Source organism: Bradyrhizobium sp. R2.2-H (genome assembly GCF_004346455.1).
GTDB lineage: Bacteria > Pseudomonadota > Alphaproteobacteria > Rhizobiales > Xanthobacteraceae > Bradyrhizobium > Bradyrhizobium diversitatis.
Window position 1 is genome coordinate 431,997 of record NZ_SMBR01000004.1, and the last position, 21,290, is coordinate 453,286.

General features: G+C 64.2%; 17 protein-coding genes, 1 tRNA gene and 1 pseudogene. 8 read left to right on the plus strand and 11 right to left on the minus strand.

Annotation, left to right across the window (positions count from 1 at the left end):
* Positions 1–75 precede the first annotated feature (75 nt).
* On the minus strand, positions 76–1,005 hold the full coding sequence (locus EDE08_RS13010) for a hypothetical protein (RefSeq protein WP_245524781.1): 930 nt from the start codon (positions 1,003–1,005) through the stop codon (positions 76–78).
* A 548-nt stretch (positions 1,006–1,553) separates the two neighbouring features.
* On the opposite strand from EDE08_RS13010, the gene EDE08_RS13015 reads away from it, so the two are divergent.
* On the plus strand, positions 1,554–2,408 hold the full coding sequence (locus EDE08_RS13015; RefSeq protein WP_131869071.1) for a glyoxalase superfamily protein: 855 nt from the start codon (positions 1,554–1,556) through the stop codon (positions 2,406–2,408).
* 39 nt (positions 2,409–2,447) lie between these two features.
* A complete protein-coding gene (locus tag EDE08_RS13020; protein ID WP_131869070.1) occupies positions 2,448–2,918 on the plus strand; it encodes an NUDIX hydrolase in 471 nt (156 codons plus the stop codon).
* 62 nt (positions 2,919–2,980) lie between these two features.
* On the opposite strand, the pseudogene EDE08_RS13025 reads toward EDE08_RS13020, so the two are convergent.
* The 5 genes and pseudogenes from EDE08_RS13025 to cpdR all read right to left on the minus strand — a co-directional run.
* Positions 2,981–3,244: pseudogene (locus EDE08_RS13025) on the minus strand (ABC transporter substrate-binding protein); the annotation flags it as partial.
* 13 nt (positions 3,245–3,257) lie between these two features.
* Complete coding sequence (gene mdoH, locus EDE08_RS13030) at positions 3,258–5,381, minus strand: glucans biosynthesis glucosyltransferase MdoH (RefSeq protein ID WP_131869069.1); 2,124 nt, start codon at positions 5,379–5,381, stop codon at positions 3,258–3,260.
* Positions 5,369–6,766: a glucan biosynthesis protein G gene (locus tag EDE08_RS13035; protein ID WP_502700593.1), complete on the minus strand. Its 1,398-nt coding sequence runs from the start codon at positions 6,764–6,766 to the stop codon at positions 5,369–5,371. Before EDE08_RS13035 ends, mdoH begins: the two co-directional genes overlap by 13 nt.
* Positions 6,767–7,342: 576 nt before the next feature.
* Positions 7,343–7,417 (minus strand) — tRNA-Val (locus EDE08_RS13040).
* Between the two features lie 72 nt (positions 7,418–7,489).
* On the minus strand, positions 7,490–7,849 hold the full coding sequence (cpdR, locus tag EDE08_RS13045; RefSeq protein ID WP_028179810.1) for a cell cycle two-component system response regulator CpdR: 360 nt from the start codon (positions 7,847–7,849) through the stop codon (positions 7,490–7,492).
* Positions 7,850–8,198: 349 nt separating this feature from the next.
* On the opposite strand from cpdR, the gene EDE08_RS13055 reads away from it, so the two are divergent.
* Complete coding sequence (locus tag EDE08_RS13055; RefSeq protein ID WP_061879247.1) at positions 8,199–9,089, plus strand: N-formylglutamate amidohydrolase; 891 nt, start codon at positions 8,199–8,201, stop codon at positions 9,087–9,089.
* A gap of 290 nt (positions 9,090–9,379) precedes the next feature.
* Here EDE08_RS13055 and EDE08_RS13060 read toward each other — a convergent pair whose 3' ends face one another.
* Positions 9,380–9,583, minus strand: a complete 204-nt coding sequence (locus tag EDE08_RS13060; RefSeq protein WP_131869067.1) for a hypothetical protein — start codon at positions 9,581–9,583, stop codon at positions 9,380–9,382.
* 24 nt (positions 9,584–9,607) lie between these two features.
* Between EDE08_RS13060 and hisN the strand changes: the two genes are divergently transcribed.
* A complete protein-coding gene (gene hisN / locus EDE08_RS13065; RefSeq protein ID WP_131869066.1) occupies positions 9,608–10,390 on the plus strand; it encodes a histidinol-phosphatase in 783 nt (260 codons plus the stop codon).
* Between the two features lie 102 nt (positions 10,391–10,492).
* Here the strand turns inward: hisN and EDE08_RS13070 are convergent, their stop codons facing one another.
* On the minus strand, positions 10,493–11,383 hold the full coding sequence (locus tag EDE08_RS13070; RefSeq protein ID WP_131869065.1) for a LysR family transcriptional regulator: 891 nt from the start codon (positions 11,381–11,383) through the stop codon (positions 10,493–10,495).
* Between the two features lie 88 nt (positions 11,384–11,471).
* Here EDE08_RS13070 and EDE08_RS13075 point away from each other — a divergent pair, with 88 nt between their 5' ends.
* Positions 11,472–12,224: a sulfite exporter TauE/SafE family protein gene (locus EDE08_RS13075; protein WP_131869064.1), complete on the plus strand. Its 753-nt coding sequence runs from the start codon at positions 11,472–11,474 to the stop codon at positions 12,222–12,224.
* Here EDE08_RS13075 and EDE08_RS13080 read toward each other — a convergent pair.
* Positions 12,221–13,108, minus strand: a complete 888-nt coding sequence (locus EDE08_RS13080; RefSeq protein WP_131869063.1) for a LysR family transcriptional regulator — start codon at positions 13,106–13,108, stop codon at positions 12,221–12,223. The two genes, EDE08_RS13075 and EDE08_RS13080, sit on opposite strands and share 4 nt — an antisense overlap.
* Positions 13,109–13,316: 208 nt before the next feature.
* Here EDE08_RS13080 and EDE08_RS13085 point away from each other — a divergent pair, with 208 nt between their 5' ends.
* Entirely contained in the window at positions 13,317–14,348 is a 1,032-nt protein-coding gene (locus tag EDE08_RS13085; protein WP_165935898.1) for an alpha/beta fold hydrolase, read from the plus strand.
* A 2-nt stretch (positions 14,349–14,350) separates the two neighbouring features.
* On the opposite strand, the gene EDE08_RS13090 is transcribed toward EDE08_RS13085, so the two are convergent.
* The gene (locus EDE08_RS13090) at positions 14,351–14,983 is read right to left on the minus strand and encodes a LysE family translocator (RefSeq protein ID WP_131869061.1); all 633 of its coding nucleotides are present in this window, start codon (positions 14,981–14,983) and stop codon (positions 14,351–14,353) included.
* A 223-nt stretch (positions 14,984–15,206) separates the two neighbouring features.
* Between EDE08_RS13090 and EDE08_RS13095 the strand changes: the two genes are divergently transcribed.
* Positions 15,207–17,003 (plus strand): adenylate/guanylate cyclase domain-containing protein, encoded by a 1,797-nt coding sequence (locus tag EDE08_RS13095; RefSeq protein ID WP_165935899.1) that lies wholly within the window; start codon positions 15,207–15,209, stop codon positions 17,001–17,003.
* A 171-nt stretch (positions 17,004–17,174) separates the two neighbouring features.
* Positions 17,175–19,985 (plus strand): di-heme-cytochrome C peroxidase, encoded by a 2,811-nt coding sequence (locus EDE08_RS13100; RefSeq protein WP_131869059.1) that lies wholly within the window; start codon positions 17,175–17,177, stop codon positions 19,983–19,985.
* 160 nt (positions 19,986–20,145) lie between these two features.
* On the opposite strand, the gene EDE08_RS13105 is transcribed toward EDE08_RS13100, so the two are convergent.
* Positions 20,146–21,093 carry an alpha/beta fold hydrolase gene (locus EDE08_RS13105; protein WP_061879238.1) on the minus strand — a complete coding sequence of 316 codons (948 nt, stop codon included), beginning with the start codon at positions 21,091–21,093 and terminating at the stop codon, positions 20,146–20,148.
* Between the last annotated feature and the right edge of the window lie 197 nt (positions 21,094–21,290).

Consider the following 21,290-nt stretch of genomic DNA (forward strand, 5'->3'; position numbering starts at 1 on the left):
CGCTCCTTCGCGTGTTCGTCATTGCTGTCGATCTTGTGATGCGTATTTCGGGAGGGGGGTCCTTTCGATCTGCCTTCACTGGATATTGAATCGCGCGCCCGGACATTCGTTGGTGACGGTCGTTGCGACGAGCTGGGCGGCGACCGAGGTCGGCTTCGGGACCGCGACGATTTTCCAACGACCCTGCTTATTGAGCCAGAACCGTCCCGTCGTGGTCGCGATGCGGCGCTCGGTGTATTTCTTCGTCGAGATCAAGGGGACCTTCGACTTCGGCGCAGGGACTTCCTTCCAGCCATCGAACGAATAGAATTCCTGGAAGAAATAGCGCCACTCGATCTTCTGGGATTCATGGTGCGAAACGACGACCCGGACGAGCGAGTTTCCGGTAAGCCATTCCGAACCCATCGGGTCGGGTTCGAGCTGCAGGCATCGCGTGTGTAGCGGCTCCTGGACCTGAAGCAGATTCAATCTCTGACTTTGCGAAAGCATCGCCGAGGTCACCGGCTGCCCCACATTTGGGTCGTTGGCCGGCCCCGAGCAGATCGGCACCGTTGGCGGCCCTTGTCCGGTCCATGGGTTGTTGCTGCAATAGACGTAGCGCGACCAGGACAACCAGCCGGTGGACGCATTTTCCTCCGCCTTGCCCGTCTCGCGGTCCCAGATGCCGGTAAACTTGATCGTCTTGCTCGGCGGGCAGGCCGTTATGGGAGGCCCCGTCCACCAATGGGTGGTTTCGAACTCATAGATGGATTGGTTCGGATAGGGGTACATCACTGCTTTGGCACTGGTCAGCGCGTGGTGCTCCGAACACCCCTCGCCCTTCGTATCGAGCCAACAGACGAGCGGAAAGTTCTCGCTCGGCCAGCAACCCGCGTCCGCCGAGGACGATCCCAGAACAGCGATCACGAGAGCCAACGCAAAGAGACCGGCACGCACTGTCAATCTCCCCATTTGCATCTTCGCGTTGAGATTGCCCCATTTCGTCGCCACCACCTTGATCAACATCAACGCATTGACCCCGGCGACGCAGCGGTGCCGGAGGTACGAAGCCGTCGGACGTCTGCCCTGCCTTTGCGAGCTCATGACTCAAGTGCGCGCAGGTCGTGCGTTGACACGTCGGCCGATGCCTCCGGTCATCAGCGCTTCGTGCTGCGAAGTCGGCGACGAGACCGACACTTTCGCTGGGACAACGGAGAAGATATCGCTGCCCGCTGGTTCGCCCTTGACGCTTTCCACGTGGAGGGCCGCCCGAACCTCTATTTCGAGCGGGCTGAAAAAGGTTGCTGCTCCAGCCGGTGAACAGCCGACCAGCATTCTGCATCCCTCTACGCATCCCTGCATCAAAAGAGTGATGCATGGTGCTGTTTGTCGAGACGTCGGTTGACAAACACGTCGCTCCCAAGCAAAATTTTCATAGGTAGATACCGCCTGCCGCTTGCGCCCTTCGGGGTATGGTGAAGAGTATCGGACCGCCGCAGGCTTCCTTTGCTCACGCGAACGGGTCAGCAACGCAAGCCCTGACATTCTCCGTTCATGCTGCAAAGGAACAGAGTATGCGCGACTTCCGCGACGCCAAAGCCATGGCGCAAACGCTCCGCGAAGCCCTCAACGCCCGTTCGGTCTCCCTCACCGTCAGTGAGAGCCTTGAGCTCGTCGCCAGGATATTCGGGTTGGCCGACTGGAATGTCCTAGCCGCTCGAATCCGCTCCGCGGAGCAAACTGGCTCGGGCCGGAGCAACGAGGGAAGCAACAAGGCCGACGCTGCGGATCAGTTCCGGTCGAGAGCCAAAGAGATTCAGTTACCGCGGGCGGTGCTGGATCGTTATGCCGGAACATACCAATTCCATAGCGCCGTCTTCACCGTGACGCGTGACCAGGACCATTTATCGGGACGGCTCAGCGGTCAAAGCTCGGCGCCCTATTACGCGGTGGGCGAAACCGAATTCATCGGGCGGGGAATCGATGTTGAACTTCGGTTTGCCCTCGGGGCGGATGGGATGCCGACGGCCGTGATCCTGCGCCAGCACGGCAATGATCACACCATGCGACGCATCGACGCGACCGTGGCGCAAGACCTCCAGCGCGCGATCGAGACTCGCATGAGCACCCGGTCCGCCAATCCCGGAACCGCGTCCGCGCTTCGCCGTCTCGTCGAAAGCGTCGCATCGGGCCAGCCCAATTATGGCGAGATGAGTGCGGATTTGGCTGAGGCGACCCGCAAGCAATTGCCGCGCCTGCAGACCGGCCTTGCCGAACTGGGTCCGATCACCTCGATGGAATTCCTCGGTGTAGGCGCGCAGGGACAGGACGTCTATTCCGTCTGGCACCAGGGCGGCGCTTCGCACTGGCACATCACGCTGGGCAATGACGGCACGATCATCTCGGCGTTCGTCACCCCGGGGCCGTGACATTGGACGAGGCCCCGATAATCCGATTAACGATGCGCGATGACCCAGTGGCGCCCGCATCCCCACATCCGCGTCGTCGCGATCGGCCTGCACTGGCGGGACGGGCGCCTGCTCGCGGCCGAGGTCCGCGACGACGCTGGCCGGATCAAGGGTGTGCGACCGCTCGGCGGCGAGATCGAGTTCGGCGAAAGCTGGCGGGCTGCCCTGGTGCGGGAGTTCAACGAAGAGCTCGGCATCGATGTCAGCCTCAAGGGCGAGCCCTTGATGCTGGAGAACATCTTCGTGCACGAGGGAGAAACCGGACACGAGGTGATGTTCATCTCGGAGGTCGAGTTTCCCGATGCCGCCTTCCGCGATCAGGAACGCATCGACTTCAGGGAGGACAATGGCGTCCACATCGTCGCGCGCTGGTTCGACCTCGCCGAGCTCGATGTGGACGGTGCCCCGAGCCTGTTTCCGACCGGGCTGAAGGGCTTGCTGCTGGGCGCGGCAAAGCACGGCAGCATGTAAACGACGCCTTCATTGCCGGAGGCGACAAGTCGCGCGACGGAAGGCCGCCCACAGCCCGGCTGCTACTTCATCAGCCTGAAGCGGCCACCTTCCACCTTGATCAGGAATGCCGAGCGCTCGTCGTAGCCGTTGTGATCGGTTGCGCTCATCGTGGACAGGCCGTTGTTCAGATACACGTCCTTGACCAGCTCGAGCACGTCGCGAGGGGCGGCGCGAAATGCTGCGGTGCCGGGTTTCGCCGTCTTCAATGCGTTCGGTATCGCCTTCTCGTAGGCAGCCGCGAATTGATCTCGAATCCTGCGGAACGGAACGTCCGCCGGCAGGTCGCCCGGCGCGTGTTCATTGCTTTTGCAACACCGCCGGCAACAGCGAACCGTCGTTCAAGATCGAAAAAACTTCCCGGGAGGACAGATGGGCGATGGCCTCCTCGAAAGTATCGCTCGCATCGACCTTGGCACGGCCGACCGCCAGGTTCGCATCGACCGTGTCGGGCCGGACGGCGCGTGGAAGCGGCAGCTGCGCGACGTGGAAGGCTGAAAGCCTGGCGTCTTCGCGCAGCTCCAGCAACGCGGGTCTGATCTCGACATCAGCCGCCTCGCTCAATTGATTCGCTCGACGCAGCACCGAAGGCGGCGCTCCTTCTTCGGGCGTGACGAACAATTTGCCGGGCGCGGGCCTGGCAGTCAGCGCGCCTATGGGAACGGCGAACAGCAGCCCAACGACGACCGGCGACATCCAGAGCAGAAGGGGCAGCGAAACCGCGTACGCGCTTACCGCCATCACAACGCCGCATACGGTTGGGACACCGTATTTCCGATAGAGCTCGCGGCGCTCCACTGTGCCGTCGTCCCGCCTTTGCGTCTGCCAGCCCGCATCGCGGCCGGCCAGAATTTCGACCACCGCGATTGACTGAAAGATCATCATCACGGGCGCCATCAACGCGGATACGACGATCTCTGCGAAAACTCCGGCCGAGGCACGCAATGCGCCGCCGAATTGGCGTCGCACCGGGCGCCGCATCCAAAGCAGGACCAGGCTGAGCAGCTTGGGCAACAGCAGCAGCGCCATGGTGGCGACGAACACCCAGATGGCGAGCACGGGATCCTGGGCCGGCCATGTCGGAAACAGGGAAAAGCCTTTCGGAAAATACTCCGGACGCGCGAAGCGGGCCTGCAGCGAGATCAGCATTCCCAGCAGCAGGAACAGCAGCCACAGCGGCGCCGTCAGATACGCTCCGATTCCCACCATGAAATGCAGGCGCGACACCCAATGGAGGCCCCGCGCGGGCACGACAGCGAGATGCTGAAGATTGCCCTGACACCAGCGTCGGTCGCGCGCGGCGAAGTCGAGCAGCGAGGGCGGCACCTCTTCGTAGCTTCCGTCGAGCATCGGCAGCATGTAGATGCCCCACCCGGCTCGCCGCATCAGCGCGGCTTCGACGAAATCGTGGCTGAGGATGTGTCCGCCGAAGGGCTTGCGCCCGCGCAGCTGCGGCAGCGCCGCCGCTTCGGCAAACGCCCTCACCCGGATGATCGCGTTGTGGCCCCAGTAGTTGCCTTCGGAGCCGTGCCACCAGGCAACGCCGGCGGCGATCATCGGCCCGTACAGGCGGCCCGCGAATTGCTGGACGCGGCTGAACAGACTTCGCGCGTTGACGATCATGGGGAGCGTCTGGACCAGCCCGGCGCTCGGATTGGTCTCAATGGCATGGACCAATCGGACAACGGTCTGACCGCTCATGAGACTGTCGGCGTCGAGCACGATCATGAAGTCGTAGACGCCGCCGAACCGCGTGATCCACTCGGAGATGTTGCCGGCCTTCCGCTCCCTGTTCTCGGCGCGGTGGCGATAATACAGCCGTGTCCCGACGGCCTGTCGCAGCGCGAGGAGCGCTTTTTCCTCGGCGACCCAGATGTCCGGATCGGTGCTGTCGCTCAGAACGAACCAGTCGAACAGCTTTCCCTGCGAGGTCGTCTCCAGGGATTCGATCATCGCCCGGAGCCGCGCCGTCAATCGGTGCGGGTCTTCGTTGTAGGTGGGAAGCAGCATGGCGGTGCGGCTTGCGATGGCTGGCAGTTCCGCGCCGGAGGCCAAGGCAACCTCGTCCGGACGAGGGTTCAGCAACACGACAAAGCCTGCCACGGCGGAGGCGAACGAAAACGCGACCCAGGCAAGCAGGACCAGAAAGAGAGCCAGCACCATGCCTTCGAGGACGGTGACGCCGCCGACCTGCAGCACGCGATACATCTCATAGCCGCCCGCCCCCGTGAGCGCCGCCGTCGAGAGCAGGATGAGGCCGCGCCGCCAAACCATCGTGGGGGTGACCGGCGCTGGAACACGGTTCGATACCCGGCTCCTTCCGAGGTCGCCAGGCGCCATCGGGAGCGGGGACTCGTGCGGCAGCAGGCGTTGGCTCGCGATTTCGCCGGCAACCGGCCGGGGTGCCGTGCTCAAGGGGCCCATCGGTAGACCCAGACTTCCGACAAGGGCTTGTCGCCCTCGGCCAGAAACGCTCGCAGCTCGATCGGCTCGCCCTTCACCTGGCACTGGAAGCTGAGCCGCCAACCGCCGGTGTAGGGATTGGGTTGCGTGACGATATTCTTGATCTCGGATTTCTCCGCCGTCACCACGCCTTTGACGCCCGCAGGATCAATGCCCTTCAGGTTGTCGCCGAGCAGATCGAGCACGAAGAGGCGCGCGTCCTCGCCCCTCGCCCCTATCCCGCTTCGCGTGAATCTGGCGAGCGAATGCGGCTTCGGGCCATCTGGCCCCCAGTGCAGCCGATAGGTGTAGTTGTGTTCGCCCTTGGCCTGCAGCGGGTTTTTAGGCCGCCAGAATGCCGCGATGTTGTCGTGGACTTCCTCCTTGGTCGGAATCTCGAACAACATGACCCCGCCCTCGCCCCAATCGCCGATCGGCTCCATCCAGAGACTTGGGCGTTTTTCGAAGCTGGATTCGATGTCCTGGTAGGCGGAGAAGTTTCTCTCCCGCTGCATCAGGCCGAACCCGCGCGGATTGAGATCCTCGAAAGTGCTGATCTGGAGGTCGCGGGGATTGCTGAGCGGCCGCCAGAGGCTTTCGCCCTTCCCGTTGAAAATCGCAAGACCGTCGGAATCGTGGACCGAGGGGCGGAAATCGTCGATGTCATTGCGGTCGTTCGGACCGTAGAAGAACATGCTGGTCATCGGCGCGAGTCCGGCCCGCTGCATTTCGACACGCGGATAGACCGACATTTCGACGTCGAAGACCGTCGTGTCCCCTGGCCGCACCGTGAATCGATAGCTCGCTGCGCAGCTTTTACTGTCGAGCAGAGCATGGATCACCAACGAGGTCGCACCCGGCGCCGGCCGCTCCAGCCAGAAGGCCTTGAAGAGCGGAAATTCCTCGCCCTTGGCTTCGCCCGTATCGATCGAAAGTCCCCGGGCGGAAAGCCCGTACGTCTGTCCCTTGGCCACGGCGCGGAAGTAGCTCGCGCCCAGGAAGACGCAGACTTCGTCGTAATAGTCGGCGCGGTTGATGGGCGCGTGGATGCGGAAGCCTGCGAACCCAAGATCCACGTCCTCGAACGCCGGAACCTTTTCGCCGAACGAAAAGTCCGCCTTGCGGTACTTGAGTTCGGTTGCCTTTCCGTCCGCGACCTCGAAGATGTTCACTCTGTTCTTGTAGAAGAAGCCGCGATGGAAGAACTGCGCTTCGAAGGGAAGATTCTTGCCGCGCCAGAGCGCGCGCTCGGGCAAATAGCGGATCGAACGATACTGATCGTAGTCGAGATCGTGCAATCCACTCGGCAGCTTCTCGTCCGGCGCCTCGTGCGGCTTACCCGCCAGAATACGGGCAAGGTCCCTCACCGTGGACGACCCGAATGCATCCTCCGACGTGCGAGCGGCGGCGAAACCGCTTCGCGATGCGAGGAGCAACGCCGGCAGCACTGCCGACCCTTGAACAAGCTGGCGTCGGTTCACGCGTTCTCCTCGCTACTGCTGCCGCGGCCAAGCAACGGCCGCCGCGCCCGCGAGTTCCACCGCCCGGCGATCATTGGCGCAGGAGCAAGTGTTGCGACGGCAATGGACCACAGGACGGGCGGAATTTGAGGGCCGCGAACTTCCTCCGCCGGGCCGGAAACGCCGACCGCCCGCGGAAAGTTTTGGCTTCGAACGTGCTGTTGACGAAAGAAGTGCTACGCGCGGACACTGTTCACGCACGCTGTCTCCAGTCGATACGCGCGCGCTCGATGCCGAGACAGGGAAGTGTGCTGTGGCCGATGTGACGATCGAAGAGCAAGCGGCCTTCCGCGTCACCTTCGGAGTGACGCCCGCATTTGGGCACCAGCCCAATCTGGATGGGGCGACCCGCGCCGAAATGGAAATCTCGTGGAAACCACTCCTTCAAGCCTCAAGCGCGGGCGCCTAAATCATTGAAGAAGATGGTGGGCACGACAGGGATCGAACCTGTGACCCCTACCATGTCAAGGTAGTGCTCTCCCGCTGAGCTACGTGCCCTAGAGGTCATTTCATCGGTGGGGTCCCTATAACGGCTCAGGGGACCCGGCGCAAGGACGGAACGGCGCCGATTTAGGCCGCCAGCATCTTGTTCACTTCGCTGACCAATTCGCGCAGGTGCACGGGCTTGGACAGCACCTTGGCGTTCTTGGGTGCGTCCGAATCCGAGTTCAGGGCGACCGCGGCAAAGCCGGTGATGAACATGATCTTGATGTCGGGGTCGAGTTCCGAGGCGCGGCGGGCGAGCTCGATGCCGTCCATCTCCGGCATCACGATGTCGGTGAGCAGCATCTCGAACGGCTCTTCCCGCAGCCGCTGATAGGCGGCCATGCCGTTGTCATGGGACGAGACCTGGAAACCGGCGTTTTCCAGCGCCTTGACCAGGAAACGGCGCATGTCGTTGTCGTCTTCGGCGAGCAGGATTTTTGCCATGGCAGGAAACGTCGAATCCCCAGAGGATATCAGCAGAGGTCACTAAGCCCGACAGAGGGTAAATTTGGGGTGAAAATCTTTACCTTGGGCCGGCTGCGCTGCCGGCTCTTGTGAACCGGAACGGGCTCCGAATCAATCGAGCCGGACCGACCGGTCCCCGCCGCGATGCCCGCAGGGTTAAGACATGTTCCAGCGTCCATCACATCTTTTCGCTTGGCAGAATGGTTGCGATTCCGGACAATGACGACACATAAGAGCCGTTCGACCGGCCGAATCATTGGATCCGGAGCTTTGCCGGATCGTGCGGCGCCAAGGGGGCGAAGCCTGAGCAGGGACGAAGCTTGAGAAGATGACCCGGTTTGACGGCGACATGTCGCCAGCCTTCGAGATCTTCGAGCCCGCCGAATGGCGCGCGCCTGTCATCTTCAACTCGCCCCATTCGGGCTCGACCTATCCGGACGAATTCCTGGCGGCATCGCGGATCGACCTGCCGACGCTGCGGCGGTCGGAAGACTCGTTCATGGACGAACTGATCGGCCATCTGAGCGACCGTGGCTTCCCGACGGTTAGGGTCAACTTTCCCCGCTCCTATGTCGACGTCAATCGCGAGCCGTATGAGCTAGACCCCCGCATGTTCAGCGGACGGCTGCCGAGCTTTGCCAACACCCGATCGATGCGCGTCGCCGGCGGCCTCGGCACCATTCCGCGCGTGGTCGGCGACGGCCAGGAAATCTACCGCGAGCGTATCCTGGTCGACGACGCGCTGGGCCGGATCGAGACGCTGTACAAGCCCTACCACCGCGCGCTGCGCCGGCTGATCAACAAGGTGCACCAGATGTTCGGCACCGTGGTGCTGGTCGACTGCCACTCGATGCCCTCGGTCGGTGTCAGCAGGGACGAGCCGCGACGGCCCGACGTCGTGATCGGCGACCGCTACGGCACGAGCTGCACGCCGTTGCTTTCAGATCGCGTCGAGGAGACGATGACCGGCCTCGGCTATTCGATCGGCCGCAACAAGCCTTATGCTGGCGGCTTCATCACCGAGCATTACGGCAATCCCGCAAGCGGCCTGCACGCGGTACAGCTCGAGCTCAACCGCGCGATCTACATGGACGAGCGGCGGCGCGAGCGGAGCGCACGCTTTGCGCAAGTGGCCTCCGACTTCGGCGTTCTCGCCGACGTGCTGGCCAGCACGATTCCGTTCGCCGATCTCGGCCCGTTCCAGGCCGCGGCGGAATAGGCCCGCGCTTCTTCGCACGATCATGTTGCTTGCGATTGGAGGCGAAAGCGCGCTCGCTTCGCTACGCACCTCGAAGCAAAAAGAGGCGCACAGAAAAAAGGGCCGCTTCTGATGAAGAAGCGGCCCAAGTCTAGGGAGGAAACGCCCAAGGAGGGCAGCGGTAACGCCAAGCGCTACCGCACCGCAACAATATGCGGCCGCGCCGCACAAAGTGCAAGGCCTTTTGAACCGTTTCCCATGCAATTCGCACATGGCTCAGTTGCTTCCAGAGAAACCCAGATTCAGTTTCTTTAATAAGGAAATTCAATGGGTTGATAATCATTTGCATACCAACGAGGCAACATCGGAACGAAGTTTTCAACTCCGTGATCGATATTTGGCCAGCAGATGACCAGGATGAGGCAGCGGGCCTCGGCATCCAAAATACCAGGGAGCAAATCAAGACAGCGCTGCACGCGGGGGAGGAATTGAGCTAGGCAGGAGGCCAGCTTCATCCAACCTTCGCTTCGAGGATTCCCGTGACGGTGATCGACTTCTCCGCCTTCATCGGACGGCTCGCCACCGCCTCCGGCGAAACCATCCTGCCGTTCTTCCGCACCTCCTTGTCGATCGACGACAAGAGCAAGACCAAGGATTTCGACCCCGTGACGGAGGCCGACCGCGCCGCGGAGGCGGTGATGCGGCGGCTGATCAGGGCCAATTTCCCTCAGCACGGCATCGTCGGCGAGGAATTCGGCAATGAGCAGGACAATGCCGACTATGTCTGGGTGCTCGACCCCATCGACGGCACCAAATCCTTCATCGGCGGCTTTCCGATCTGGGGTACGCTGATCGCGCTGCTGCACAAGGGCGCACCGGTCTACGGCATGATGCACCAGCCCTTCATCGGCGAGCGCTTCTCCGGCGACAACGGTTCGGCCAACTATAAAGGGCCCTCCGGCGAGCGCCGGCTCCAGGTCCGCCGCTGCGCTTCGCTGTCGGAAGCCACGACCTACACCACCAGTCCCCTGCTGATGAACGAGAGCGACCGCGCCATCTTCGGCCGCATCGAACAAGGCGCGCGGCTGTCGCGCTATGGCGGCGATTGCTATTCCTACTGCATGCTCGCCGCAGGTCATGTCGATCTCGTGGTCGAGACCGAGCTGAAGCCCTACGACATCGCCGCGCTGATCCCGATCGTGACCGGCGCCGGCGGTGTCGTCACCACCTGGGAAGGCAAGCCGGCCCAGGGCGGCGGCCGCATCATCGCGGCCGGCGACGCGCGGGTTCACGAGGAGGCCTTGAGGCTTCTGAACCAGTAGCAACGCGAGCGGAGGCGAGCGTGATCAAGGACGCCGGAATCGAGACGGCGAAGCAGGTGGTTCTTACCCTCCCCTAGAGGGACCTGGAGGGTAAGAGTCCGCTCACACCGCCTCTGCCCTTAGATGCTCCACCAGCATCTTGGCCGGCCGCGGCAACGCCTTGAAGCTGCGTGCGCAGATCACGAGCCGCCGGTTGGCCCAGGCATCGCGCAGGCGGACCATGGCGAGCGGCATGGTCCTGGCGCAGCGGCGGGCGGCAGCTTCCGGCACCAGCGCAACGCCGACATCGGCCGCGACCATCTGGCAGATCGCGTCGAAATCACGCAGGCGCGCGCGGAAATGCGGGCGCAGGCCGAGCCGCGCGGCGTGCTTGGAGATGTGCACCTGCAGCGCGGTGGCGCTGGTCAGGCCGACGAAGTCGCAGGCCCCGGCCTCCTGAAAGTCGATCCGGCGCCGGCCGGCGAACGGGCCACGGCGCGACGTCACCAGCGTCAGGCGGTCCTCGCTGAAGATGAAGCGCTCGATATGGTCGGGCAGCGCGTGCTCGGCGGCGAAGCCGAGATCGGCGGCACCCGTCGTGATCGCCGCCGCGATGTCGGTGCTCTCGCGCTCCTCGATGTCGACGGCGACGTCGCGATGCGCGCGCAGGAAGCCGGCGAGCGCCTTCGGCAGATGCTCCGAGAGCCCCGAGGTGTTGGCGAGCAAGTGCACGCTGGCGCGCAGACCGCTGGCAAAGCCGGCAAGATCGCCGCGCATGGCGTCGATCTGGTGGATAACCAGCCTTGCATGATCGAGCAGGCTCTCGCCGGCCGCGGTCAGTTCGACGCCGCGTCGCCCGCGCTTCAGCAGCGCGACGCCGAGCGCATCCTCGAGCCCCTTGATGCGCGCGGAGGCGGAGGCCAGCGCCAGGTGCGAGCGCTCGGCACCGCCCGTGATGCTGCGCTGGTCGGCGACCGCGATGAAGAGCTGGAGGTCGACGAGGTCGAAGCGCATGCCGGTGTCTCCAGCCTTCGCTCCAGACGAAGGCTCTCTCCGTAACCTCCAGATTGTGCCGGATCGCAGCTTCGGTCAATGTGCCGACATGATCGACCCGCTTCTCATCGTGATCGCCGCCGTCTTCCTGCTCGCCGGATTCGTCAAGGGCGTGGTCGGGCTCGGCCTGCCGACGGTGTCCATGGGCCTGCTGGCGGTGAGCATGGCGCCGAGCCGCGCCATCGCCATCGTCATCGTGCCCGCCATCATCACGAACATCTGGCAGACCTTCGTCGGCCCCTATCTGCGCGACATCCTGAGGCGGCTGTGGCCGCTGATGATCGGCACCGTGGTCGGATGCTGGCTGAATGCCGGCGCGCTGACCGGGCCGCATGCGCGCTACGGCACGATCGTGCTCGGCGTCCTGCTCGTGATCTACGCGGTGATCGGCCTGAACAAATTCCAGTTCCATGTCGCGCCCAGAAACGAGAAATGGGTCGGCGGCGTGGTCGGGGTCGTCACCGGCGTGATCTCGGCCTCGACCGGCGTGCAGGTGATCCCCTCGATGCCGTTCATGCAAGCGATCGGCATGGAAAAGGACGAGCTGGTGCAGGCGCTCGGCGTGTTCTTCACGACGGCGACGCTGGCGCTCGCCTTCAACCTGACCGCCGTCGGATTGTTGACGCCCGCGAATGTCGTGCCCGGCGCCGTCGGCCTCGCCATGGCCTTTGCCGGCATGTTCATCGGCCAATCGGTGCGGGCGCGGATGCCCGCGGAAGCGTTTCGCCGCTGGTTCCTGATCGCGATGATCCTGCTCGGCCTCTATCTCGCCGGCAGCGCGCTGGCGAAGGAATTGGTCTAGCCGATTCCTGGCGGGCGCCGACGCCAGCGTCGTATCAATTCAGCTGCATCGCCTTTGGACGGCAGCGGCAGGTGAACGAGCGCCAGAGGCCATTTCGGCGCCGCGCGTGCCTCGGCGAGCCGACGAAACGCGACGCCTGGAACGGGCATGTGACGGGACACGCCGGCCGGTACAAGCGCAGCACCCAGACCCGCCGCAACGAGGGTCAGGATCGTCGGCATCCGTGACGCCTCGTGAACGAGGCTTGGTGACAACCCGCGGGAGTGAAACAGCGCAAGAATCGCATCATAAAGGACCGGCCCCTGCGATCTCGGAAACAATATCAGCCGCCGCGCAAGTTGCGCGATCCCGATCGGCTTGTCGTCATCGACATCGCCGGCGGGAAGCGCGGCCATGAGCTCTTCCGCGGCAAGCTCGAATGTCCGGAGGCGCGGCGGCGCGGCAAACGGCGGCGAGACCAGTGCGACATCCAGTTCGCCCTTGGCGAGAAGCGCCAGCTGATCGTCGGTGCCCAGTTCAACGAGATGGATCGCAATGCCCGCTTCGTTTGCCGTCTTCAGCAGTGAGGGAATCGGACCCCACAGCGCGAGTGAGACGAGACCGATGCGCACCACCGCGCGGCGTTCGGCTGCGGCCCGGGCGAGATTCTTGGCGCGGTCCGCAGCTGCCACGGCGACCCGGGCCTCACCGACGAAGGCCTCGCCGGCCGCCGTGAGGCGTGTGCCGCCGCGGCCACGCTCGAACAACCTCACGCCCAGCGAATTCTCCAGCCGTTGGATCGATTGCGACAGCGGCGCCTGCGCCATGCCAAGCCGGGCCGCCGCTCGGCTGAAATTGCGCTCGTCGGCAAGTGCAATCGCATGGCGGAGATGGTGCAGATCCATATCACCACAATATGAAAATTGTCGCCATTCATATTAGACGACGCCAAACGAGATGCCTAGCTTCCGGCGCGTGACGAACCGGAGAGAAGCGGTGTCCAAACCCATAATCTTTGCCAGGCGAGGTGTCGGGCAGAGCCGTCCGGGGCATGCGGTGATAGCTCGAGCAGCTCATCTCCTTGCGCCAATCTTCCTTGTATGGGGCCAGCTCATGACATGCGCGGTTGCGGCCAGCACGGTCGAACGGGAAGACTTCCAGGTCGAGAGCGCCCCAGGCATTTCCATCTTCGTGCGCGAAATCCGCGGCAAGGCACCTGGCACCGCCGCCTCACCACTGCTGCTGGTCCACGGCGGCGGGCCTGGCGGCATCGGCTCCTTCGATCTTCCCGTGCCGGGATATTCCTTTGCGGAGAGCCTCGCGACAGCGGGAGCTGGCCGTACCGTGTACATCATGGATGTTCGCGGCTGGGGCCGGTCGACGCGCCCGGCGGAATTGCAGCAACCTGCCGACGCGAATCCGCCTGCCGTCGCTGTCGATGCGGCCGCGACGGACATTGCAGCAGTCGTGGACGAGATCCGGATGAGGACACACACTTCGCGCGTCGCACTCTTCGGCTGGGCCAGCGGCGGCCACTGGAGTGCGTTCTACGCGGCGCGACACCCGGACAAGGTGAGTCACCTCGTCCTTCTCAACACCATCTATGGCGTCGATGCGCCCTGGCCGTTCGGCGAGGTATTCGCGGACCCCAAATTTCCCGGCCGCTTCCGTGCGAGCGGAGCTTATGCGCTCGCCGATGCGAGCAGACTGCTTGCCCGCTGGGACGCGAGCATCCCGACGCCGGACAAGACCGAATGGCGCGATCCCGCGGTCGCCGAGGCCTATGTCAACGAGACGATCGCCAGCGATCCAACAAGCGGTAGCCGCGAGCCGCGCAGCGTTCGCATTCCGACGGCGTACCGGCGCGAAGCCTTCGAAATGGCGCACGGTCGCAAGTACTGGGATGCTGCCGACCTGCGCGCCGCCGTGCTCGTCATTCGCAGCGAGCTCGATTTCTGGTCACGCCCCGCGGACAGTGCCGCGCTGGAGCGCGAGCTGACCGGCGCAGCCCGCAAGCGCTTCGTCACGCTGGCCCGCGCCACACATTACGTGTTCGATGATCGGCCCGCACGCGGCCGCCGCCGTTTGATCGAGGAGATCGTGTCGTTCATGGACGGGACAAACGTGCCCTCAGGCGACCGATAGGCTTACCGCGTCTCCAGCATGGCGACGCGGACGCCGAGATAGATGAAGAGGCCGCCAAGCGCGCGATTGACCCAGGCGATGGCGCCCTCGGACTGCCGCAGACGGTGCGCGGCCTTGGCCGCGAACGCGGCCAGCACCAGGCACCACAACGTCCCTGTCGAGATGAAGATGAGGCCGAGCGTCAGGAAGGCGAGCGGCTTGTGGGGCGCGTCGGCTGCGACGAATTGCGGCAGGAAGGCCAGGAAAAACAGCGCGACCTTGGGATTGAGCGCGTTGGTGAAGACGCCCTGGAGGAAGACCCGCCGCAATGAGCTCCGCACCGGCTCGTCGATCGCCGACGCCGGCACCGGGCGCGACAACAGCATCTGGAGCCCGGTCACGACGAGATAGGCCGCGCCGACCAGCTTCAGGATCGAGAAGGCGGTCGACGAGGCCAGCAGCAGCGCCGAAAGCCCGATCGCCGCGCCCGCGACATGGACAAAACAGCCGCAACTGATGCCCAAGGCGGCAGCAGCGCCGCCCCGCCAGCCCATTTGCATGCTGCGGCCGATCACATAGACCGAATCCGGCCCCGGCGTGATGTTGAGCAGCACGCCCGACAGGATGAAAAGCCCGATCTCCTGAATGCCCAGCATGCAAGGTCCCCCCGCACGCCCGTCCGGGCGTGTTGGTTCCGCTTAGTCGGTTCGCCCATCCCCGTCCACCGCCGGAATCGCTTAGGATTTGCCTCGAATTTGCAATGCGGATCAGGCTTCCGCTCGGGCTCATCTGCTTTATAAAGGGAGGGTTCTCGAAATGCGGGACTCGAGGCGACTGCCACGCCGTGGCCGGTCCCCTCTCCCTTGGAGCTTCGCGGATATGGAAAGACGTCTGGCCGCCATTGTCTGTGCCGATGTCGCCGGCTATTCGCGCATGATGGGCAGCGACGAGGCCGGCACCCATGCCGCGTTCAAAGCCCATCGCGCGGCGATCCATCCCATCATCCTCAATCACGGCGGCCGCGTCGTGAAGAACACCGGCGACGGCTTCCTGCTCGAGTTCGCCTCGATCGTCGGCGCCACCGAAGCCGCGATCGCGATGCAGACGCTGATGGCGGAGCGCAACCGCCACCTGCCGGCCGACCGCGCCATGCAGTTCCGGCTCGGCATCCACATGGGCGACGTCATCGCCGATGAGGACGAGGTTTTCGGTGACGATGTCAACATTGCCGTCCGCCTGGAATCGGTGGCGAGCCCCGGCGGCTTCGCGATCTCGGCCAAGGCCCACCGGGAGGCGAGCAAGCATCTCACCGTGCCGCTAACCGATGCCGGCAACCATCGCTTCAAGAACATCAAGGACGCGATCGGGGTCTGGACCTGGACGCCCGAGGGCGCGCCGGCGCTTGCCCCCGAGCTCCGGGAAGCCTCCGCCCTCTCGCAGCAGTACCGCACCGCGATCGTCGGCGTGCTGCCCTTTGCCAATCTCAGCGACGCCCAGGATGAATATTTCTCCGATGGCCTCACCGAGGACCTGATCCACGCGCTGTCGCTGCAATCCTTCTATCGGGTGCTGAGCCGCAACTCGACTTTCGCGTTCAAGGGCAAGAACACGAGCACACGCCTGATCGCACGCGAGATCGACGCCACCTACCTGATCCAGGGCTCGGTGCGGCGTGCCGGCGCCAAGATCCGCGTCACCGCCGAGCTGATCGCGCCGGAGACCGGCGAGCAGCTCTGGACCGGCCGCTACGACCGCGACATCGGCGACCTCTTCGCGATGCAGGACGAGATCACGACCAACCTGTCCGCCGCCATCGCCACCGAGATCGTCCGTGCGGAGGCCTCGGCGCCGGCGCGGCTCTCGACCGACGTCTCCGCCTGGGACCGTTTCCTCAAGGGGCTGTCGCATTACTACCGGCAGACCAAGGAGGATCTGGCCGCCGCGGTCGACCTGTTCCGGGAGGCCATCGGGCTCGATCCCAAGCTGTCGATCGCACATGCCTATCTCGCCACGATCCAGATCCAGAGCATTCAGTTCGGCTGGGTCAAGGGCACGCGCGAGATGTGGGCCGAGGCGATGAGCCTCGCCGAAACCAGCGTCCGGCTCGATCCGCGCTCCTCCTTCGCGTTCTCGATCCTGACCTGGGCGCACGCGTTGGAGGGTCATCACGAGGCGGCAATGGACGCCGCCAAGCGCGCGGTCGCGCTCAACCCTTACGACAATGGCGCGCGCGGCGTGCTCGGCATCTGTCATTTCATGATCGGCGAGCACCGCGAGGCGATCGAGCTGTTCTCGATGGCAGCGCAACGCGACAACAGCGACCCACGCTACCAATGGTCGGCGCTGAACGCGTTCAGTCATTATCTTCTGCGCCAATATGACGCGACGCTGTCATGGGCCCGCGAGCAGCTCTACATCAACCCGAATCACATGCAGGCGCTGGCGATCCGCGCCGCGGCGCTGGCGCAACTGGGGCGAAGCGACGAGGCGAGCGAAGCCGCCCGCGTGCTGATGGCAAACTATCCAGCGCTGAACGTCGACAGGCACCTGCGCAATTTCCACTGGAAGCGGCCCGAGGACATCGCCCATTATCGCGAGGGACTGCTGAAGGCCGGCGTGCCGCTCGGCAAGTTGACGCTGGTTCAGAGCGGCGTCAAACTCGCCGCCGAATCCTGAGAAACTGACCGCGCCAGTGCCGTCCGGCACCGGCTTTTATTGACAGGACAGTGAAATCAGCCACACTTCATCACACGCTGAAGTAGTATATTCTGCTGTCGTTTTGGTAGGATTTTCCGCGCTTGATCGGCGCGTCCTTATTTGCGATTCGCCGTTTTCAGGATTTGGGCCATGCATGACCGCGCTTCGAAGCCGCCCTTCGACCCATCGATCCAGGTCTCGCCGAACAATCCCTGCCCCTTCCTGCGCGGACTCGTCGGCGAAGGTTTCGTCGATGGCGGCACCGTCCCACTCCGGACGCTGTCGCAGACCATCGCAAATGCAAGCGGCGAGACCGGGTTGAAGAAGACCTCGGCCCGCATCCAGGTCCGCGGCGTCGCACTGATCGCCAACGGCGCCTGTCATATTCTGCAAAGCATCTTCTGGGGCGCGCAGCTCAACACGCTGCGCGGCGGCCCGCTCGACAAGCTCGGTGCCGGCTCGCGCATCCTCGGCGTCGACGGTCGCGTCAACGAGGACGAGATTGCACGGCTTGCCGGTTTCGGCGGCACCTACGCCGATCCCGATGGCGGCGGCACCGAGACCGGGCTCAACGCCTCGCAAATCCAGACCTTCATGAAGGACAACCTCAAGCGCGCCGGCAATCAAGCGCGCTGGTACTACCCGATCCTCATGAAGTTCGAATGGCCGATCCTGCTCAAGATCATGGGCAAGGATCAGGGCGACGACCGCTATCTCAGCGTGGCCGAGGTGAGGACATTGTTCAACGAGCGCAAATTCCCGGACAGGATCACCCAGCGGGTCGTGAGCCAGCCGGTCACCCCGCCCTCGCTGATCTTGCGCGCTGCCGGCGGACTGGCCGCCGCGCTCCTCATCTTCGGCATCGTGGCGCTGCGCTTTCCGGATCAATTCCAGCCGATGCTGCCCGGCATCCTCGGGGACCTCGTGGCCCCGCCCTTGCCCGCGCACGTCGAACCCCGGGCCGCGTACTGGCTCGAGCAGAACTGGGCGCTGGAGGACCGGCACTGGTTTCATCACGCCAGCCAGGGCACCGCGACCTTCCCGGTGCCCTATCGCTGGTTCATGGCGCTTGAGCAGCCGCGGCTTCATTTCTTCGCAAAGCCCGGGATGCTGCATGACAGCGACCATCTTCAGCGCTTCGGCTTCATCCCGAGCCCGCAGACGATCAACACCGACGACGCCACGCTGCGCCGGTTCGGCTATGCCAACGTCTACGACAAGACGGAGCCGGTGCCGGCGCGGCTCTGGGATCCGCCGGTCAACTGGGGTCCCCAGGCCGAAAACGTCGACGGCCTGCCCGTCGGCTTTGCGCGCATGACCGGCGTCGCCGATCCCGCGACCGGCCAGATCGGCGAGGACCGGATCGGCCTGACCTGCGCCGCCTGCCACACCGGCCAGATCCAATACAAAGGCATCGCCATCCGCTTCGACGGCGGTCCGGCCATGACCGACCTGAGGAAGCTCGAGGTCACGACCGGTCTGTCGATCGCCTACACGCTGCTCGTGCCAGGCCGCTTCACACGCTTCGCCGATCGTGTGCTCGGCACCTCCGCCAGCGCTGAGGATCGCGATGCACTGAAGCAGAAGCTGCGCACGATCAGCACATTCCTGGTCGACTGGGAGAAGACCTACGCGAAAACCATCGCCGGCAAGACGAGGCTCAACCCGAAGACAAAGCGGGAAGAGCCGCAAGAGAACACCGAGGAGGGATATGGTCGTCTCGACGCGCTCAACCGCATCGGCAATCAGGTCTTCGCCCAGGACATGGCGATCAGCGGCCTCAGCGGCTTCGAAAAGAACCTGCATGCCCAGGACGCGCCGGTCAGCTTCCCGCCGATCTGGACCGTGCCCTGGCTCAAATACGCGCAATATGACGCTTCGATCGAACAGCCGCTGATCCGCAATGCCGGCGAAGCGCTGGGCGTGACCGCGCTGCTCAATCTGTCCGACAATACCCCCAAGGACAGGCTGCTTCGCTCCTCGATGGATATCAAGAATCTGATCTGGATCGAGGATCTGCTGAAGGGGTCGCCGCCCTATCCAAAAAAGCAGCTATCCGGACTGACATCGCCGAAATGGCCGTCGGACATCTTTGGCGATGCTGCCTGGAAGATCGATGACGAGCGCGTCAAGCGCGGCCGTAAGCTCTATGCGGAGCTCTGCGCCGAATGCCATCTCGGTCCGGTCGACGACAAGGCGTTCGACGCCGAGTTTCCGGCCCAGAGCATCTGGTCCTCGCCACGCTGGGAGACCATCGGCAACGACAAGTTCCTCAACGAGGTTCAGAAGAGCGTCAAAGGCATGGGTACCGACCCCGCTCAGGCGGGCGTGCTGGCGACGCGAACGGTTCAGGTGCCGGGCTTCCTCAAGCTCGACCCCACGCAGAATCTCAACGCCTGGTGGAACTGCAATCTGCCGGATATTTCGTCGACCGACATGCCGTACTCGCTTGGCCTGATGGTGCTCGTCGACATCGTCAGCCGCAAGGCGATGGATGATGCGAAGATCGACCCGAAGGTTCAGGATGCCTGGTGGGGCAAGCGCAAGAACTGCCCGAATCCCGGTCCGCAGCCGGCCGACAAGAACGAGCCGGGGCCCTGGTATCGCGCGCGCCCGCTCAACGGTGTCTGGGCCACCGCGCCTTACCTGCACAACGGATCGGTGCCCTCGCTCTACTGGATGCTGAGGCCCGCGGCCGAGCGCCCCAAATCGTTCTGCATGGGTGGCGACCGCGACTATGATCCGAAGCAGGTCGGCTTCGCGGTCACCGACGGCGAGAGTTGCAAGACCGGGCAGTCGCGCTTCTCGACGCGAGCGTCTGATGGCACTGACCTGTTCGGCAACAGCAATCTCGGCCATTCGTTCGACGGCACGCCAGGCCCTGGCAAGGACGGCACCATCGGCCGCCCGCTCAAGGAGCAAGAGCGCTACGACCTGATCGAGTATTTGAAGACGCTGTAGCGATTTTCTTACCTCGCCCCGCTTGCGGGGAGAGGTCGGATCGCTCTTGCGATCCGGGTGAGGGGGTCACGGCAGTCTCATCGGCGGAGAGAGGCCCCTCACCCCACCCCTCTCCCCGTAAGAACGGGGCGAGGGAGCGCACCGCCTTTGCGGATGCAGCTCACTTGAACAGCGGTGTGCCCGGGACGAAGGCGTCGAAGGCGGCCCAGAACTGGGAGCGGTAGCGGTCCTGCTCCTGCAGGATCTCGTGCTTGGAGCCGGCGATCACGAGATGGGCGCCGGCGCGCAGGTGATAGGCGAACTCCTCGATCGCCGCGGTCGAGACCACGGTGTCATTGGAGGCCGCCAGCATCAGGATCGGCTGGCGGATCTGGGAGGGGTAGTTCACGCGCTTGAAGGTGTGCATCGCGCGGAAGGCGGTATCGGCCCAGGCGACCGTCGGCGAGGCCAGTCCGAGCGTCGGATCCTCCTCCAGGATCGCGGCATTGCGCGCATAGCGCACGGGATCGCTGGTCAGGGGATTGTTGATGAAGGGTTCGAGCCCGGTGAGGCGGTCGCTGCCGCCGGGAACGTAACGGCCGCCCTGCCCGAGCAGGCGCATCGTCTTGAGCAGCGCACGCACGGGCAATGAGGTGGTACGCCCCGGCAGGTCGATCATCGGCGCCGACAGCACCATGCGGTCGAACCAGCGCTTGCCGGCATGGGCGACCCGCAGCAGCACCGTGCCGCCCATGGAATGGGCGAGCGCGAAGAAGGGCGGCGGGCAATCCGGCAGCACCACCTGCTGCACGAAGGTCTCGACGTCGATCTCGAAATCGGAGAAGTCGCGCACATAGCCCTTGCGCGGATCGCGCAGGCGGCGCGAGGAATGGCCCTGCCCGCGCCAGTCGATCATCGCCACCGCAAAGCCGCGGTCGCGCAAATCGCGCACCGTCTCGAAATATTTCTCGATCTGCTCGCTGCGCCCGGTGAAGACGCAGACGGTGCCCTTGCGGTTCGCCGGCGGCGCCCAGCGCGCAAAGCGCAACTCGGCGCCATCGGGGGTCCTGATAGTGCCGCTGACGACGTTTTCGGGAACCGGATTGGACGGGATCGAGACCAGCGTCATAGGCGGGAAGTACTGCAATCAAGGGGCTAAAGCGCCGAAAAGGCGCAAATGCCGCCCTCTTGAACGCCGTCTCGTTCCACCCATATCATTTTCGTGCAGGCCGCTACCAGTGTTTCGGAACCGGAACATCAGGCTGCACACAGACGAAAGCCCGGCCCGATGGCGGGCGGGTTGCCTAACAGTCGCTCAATGGAGGA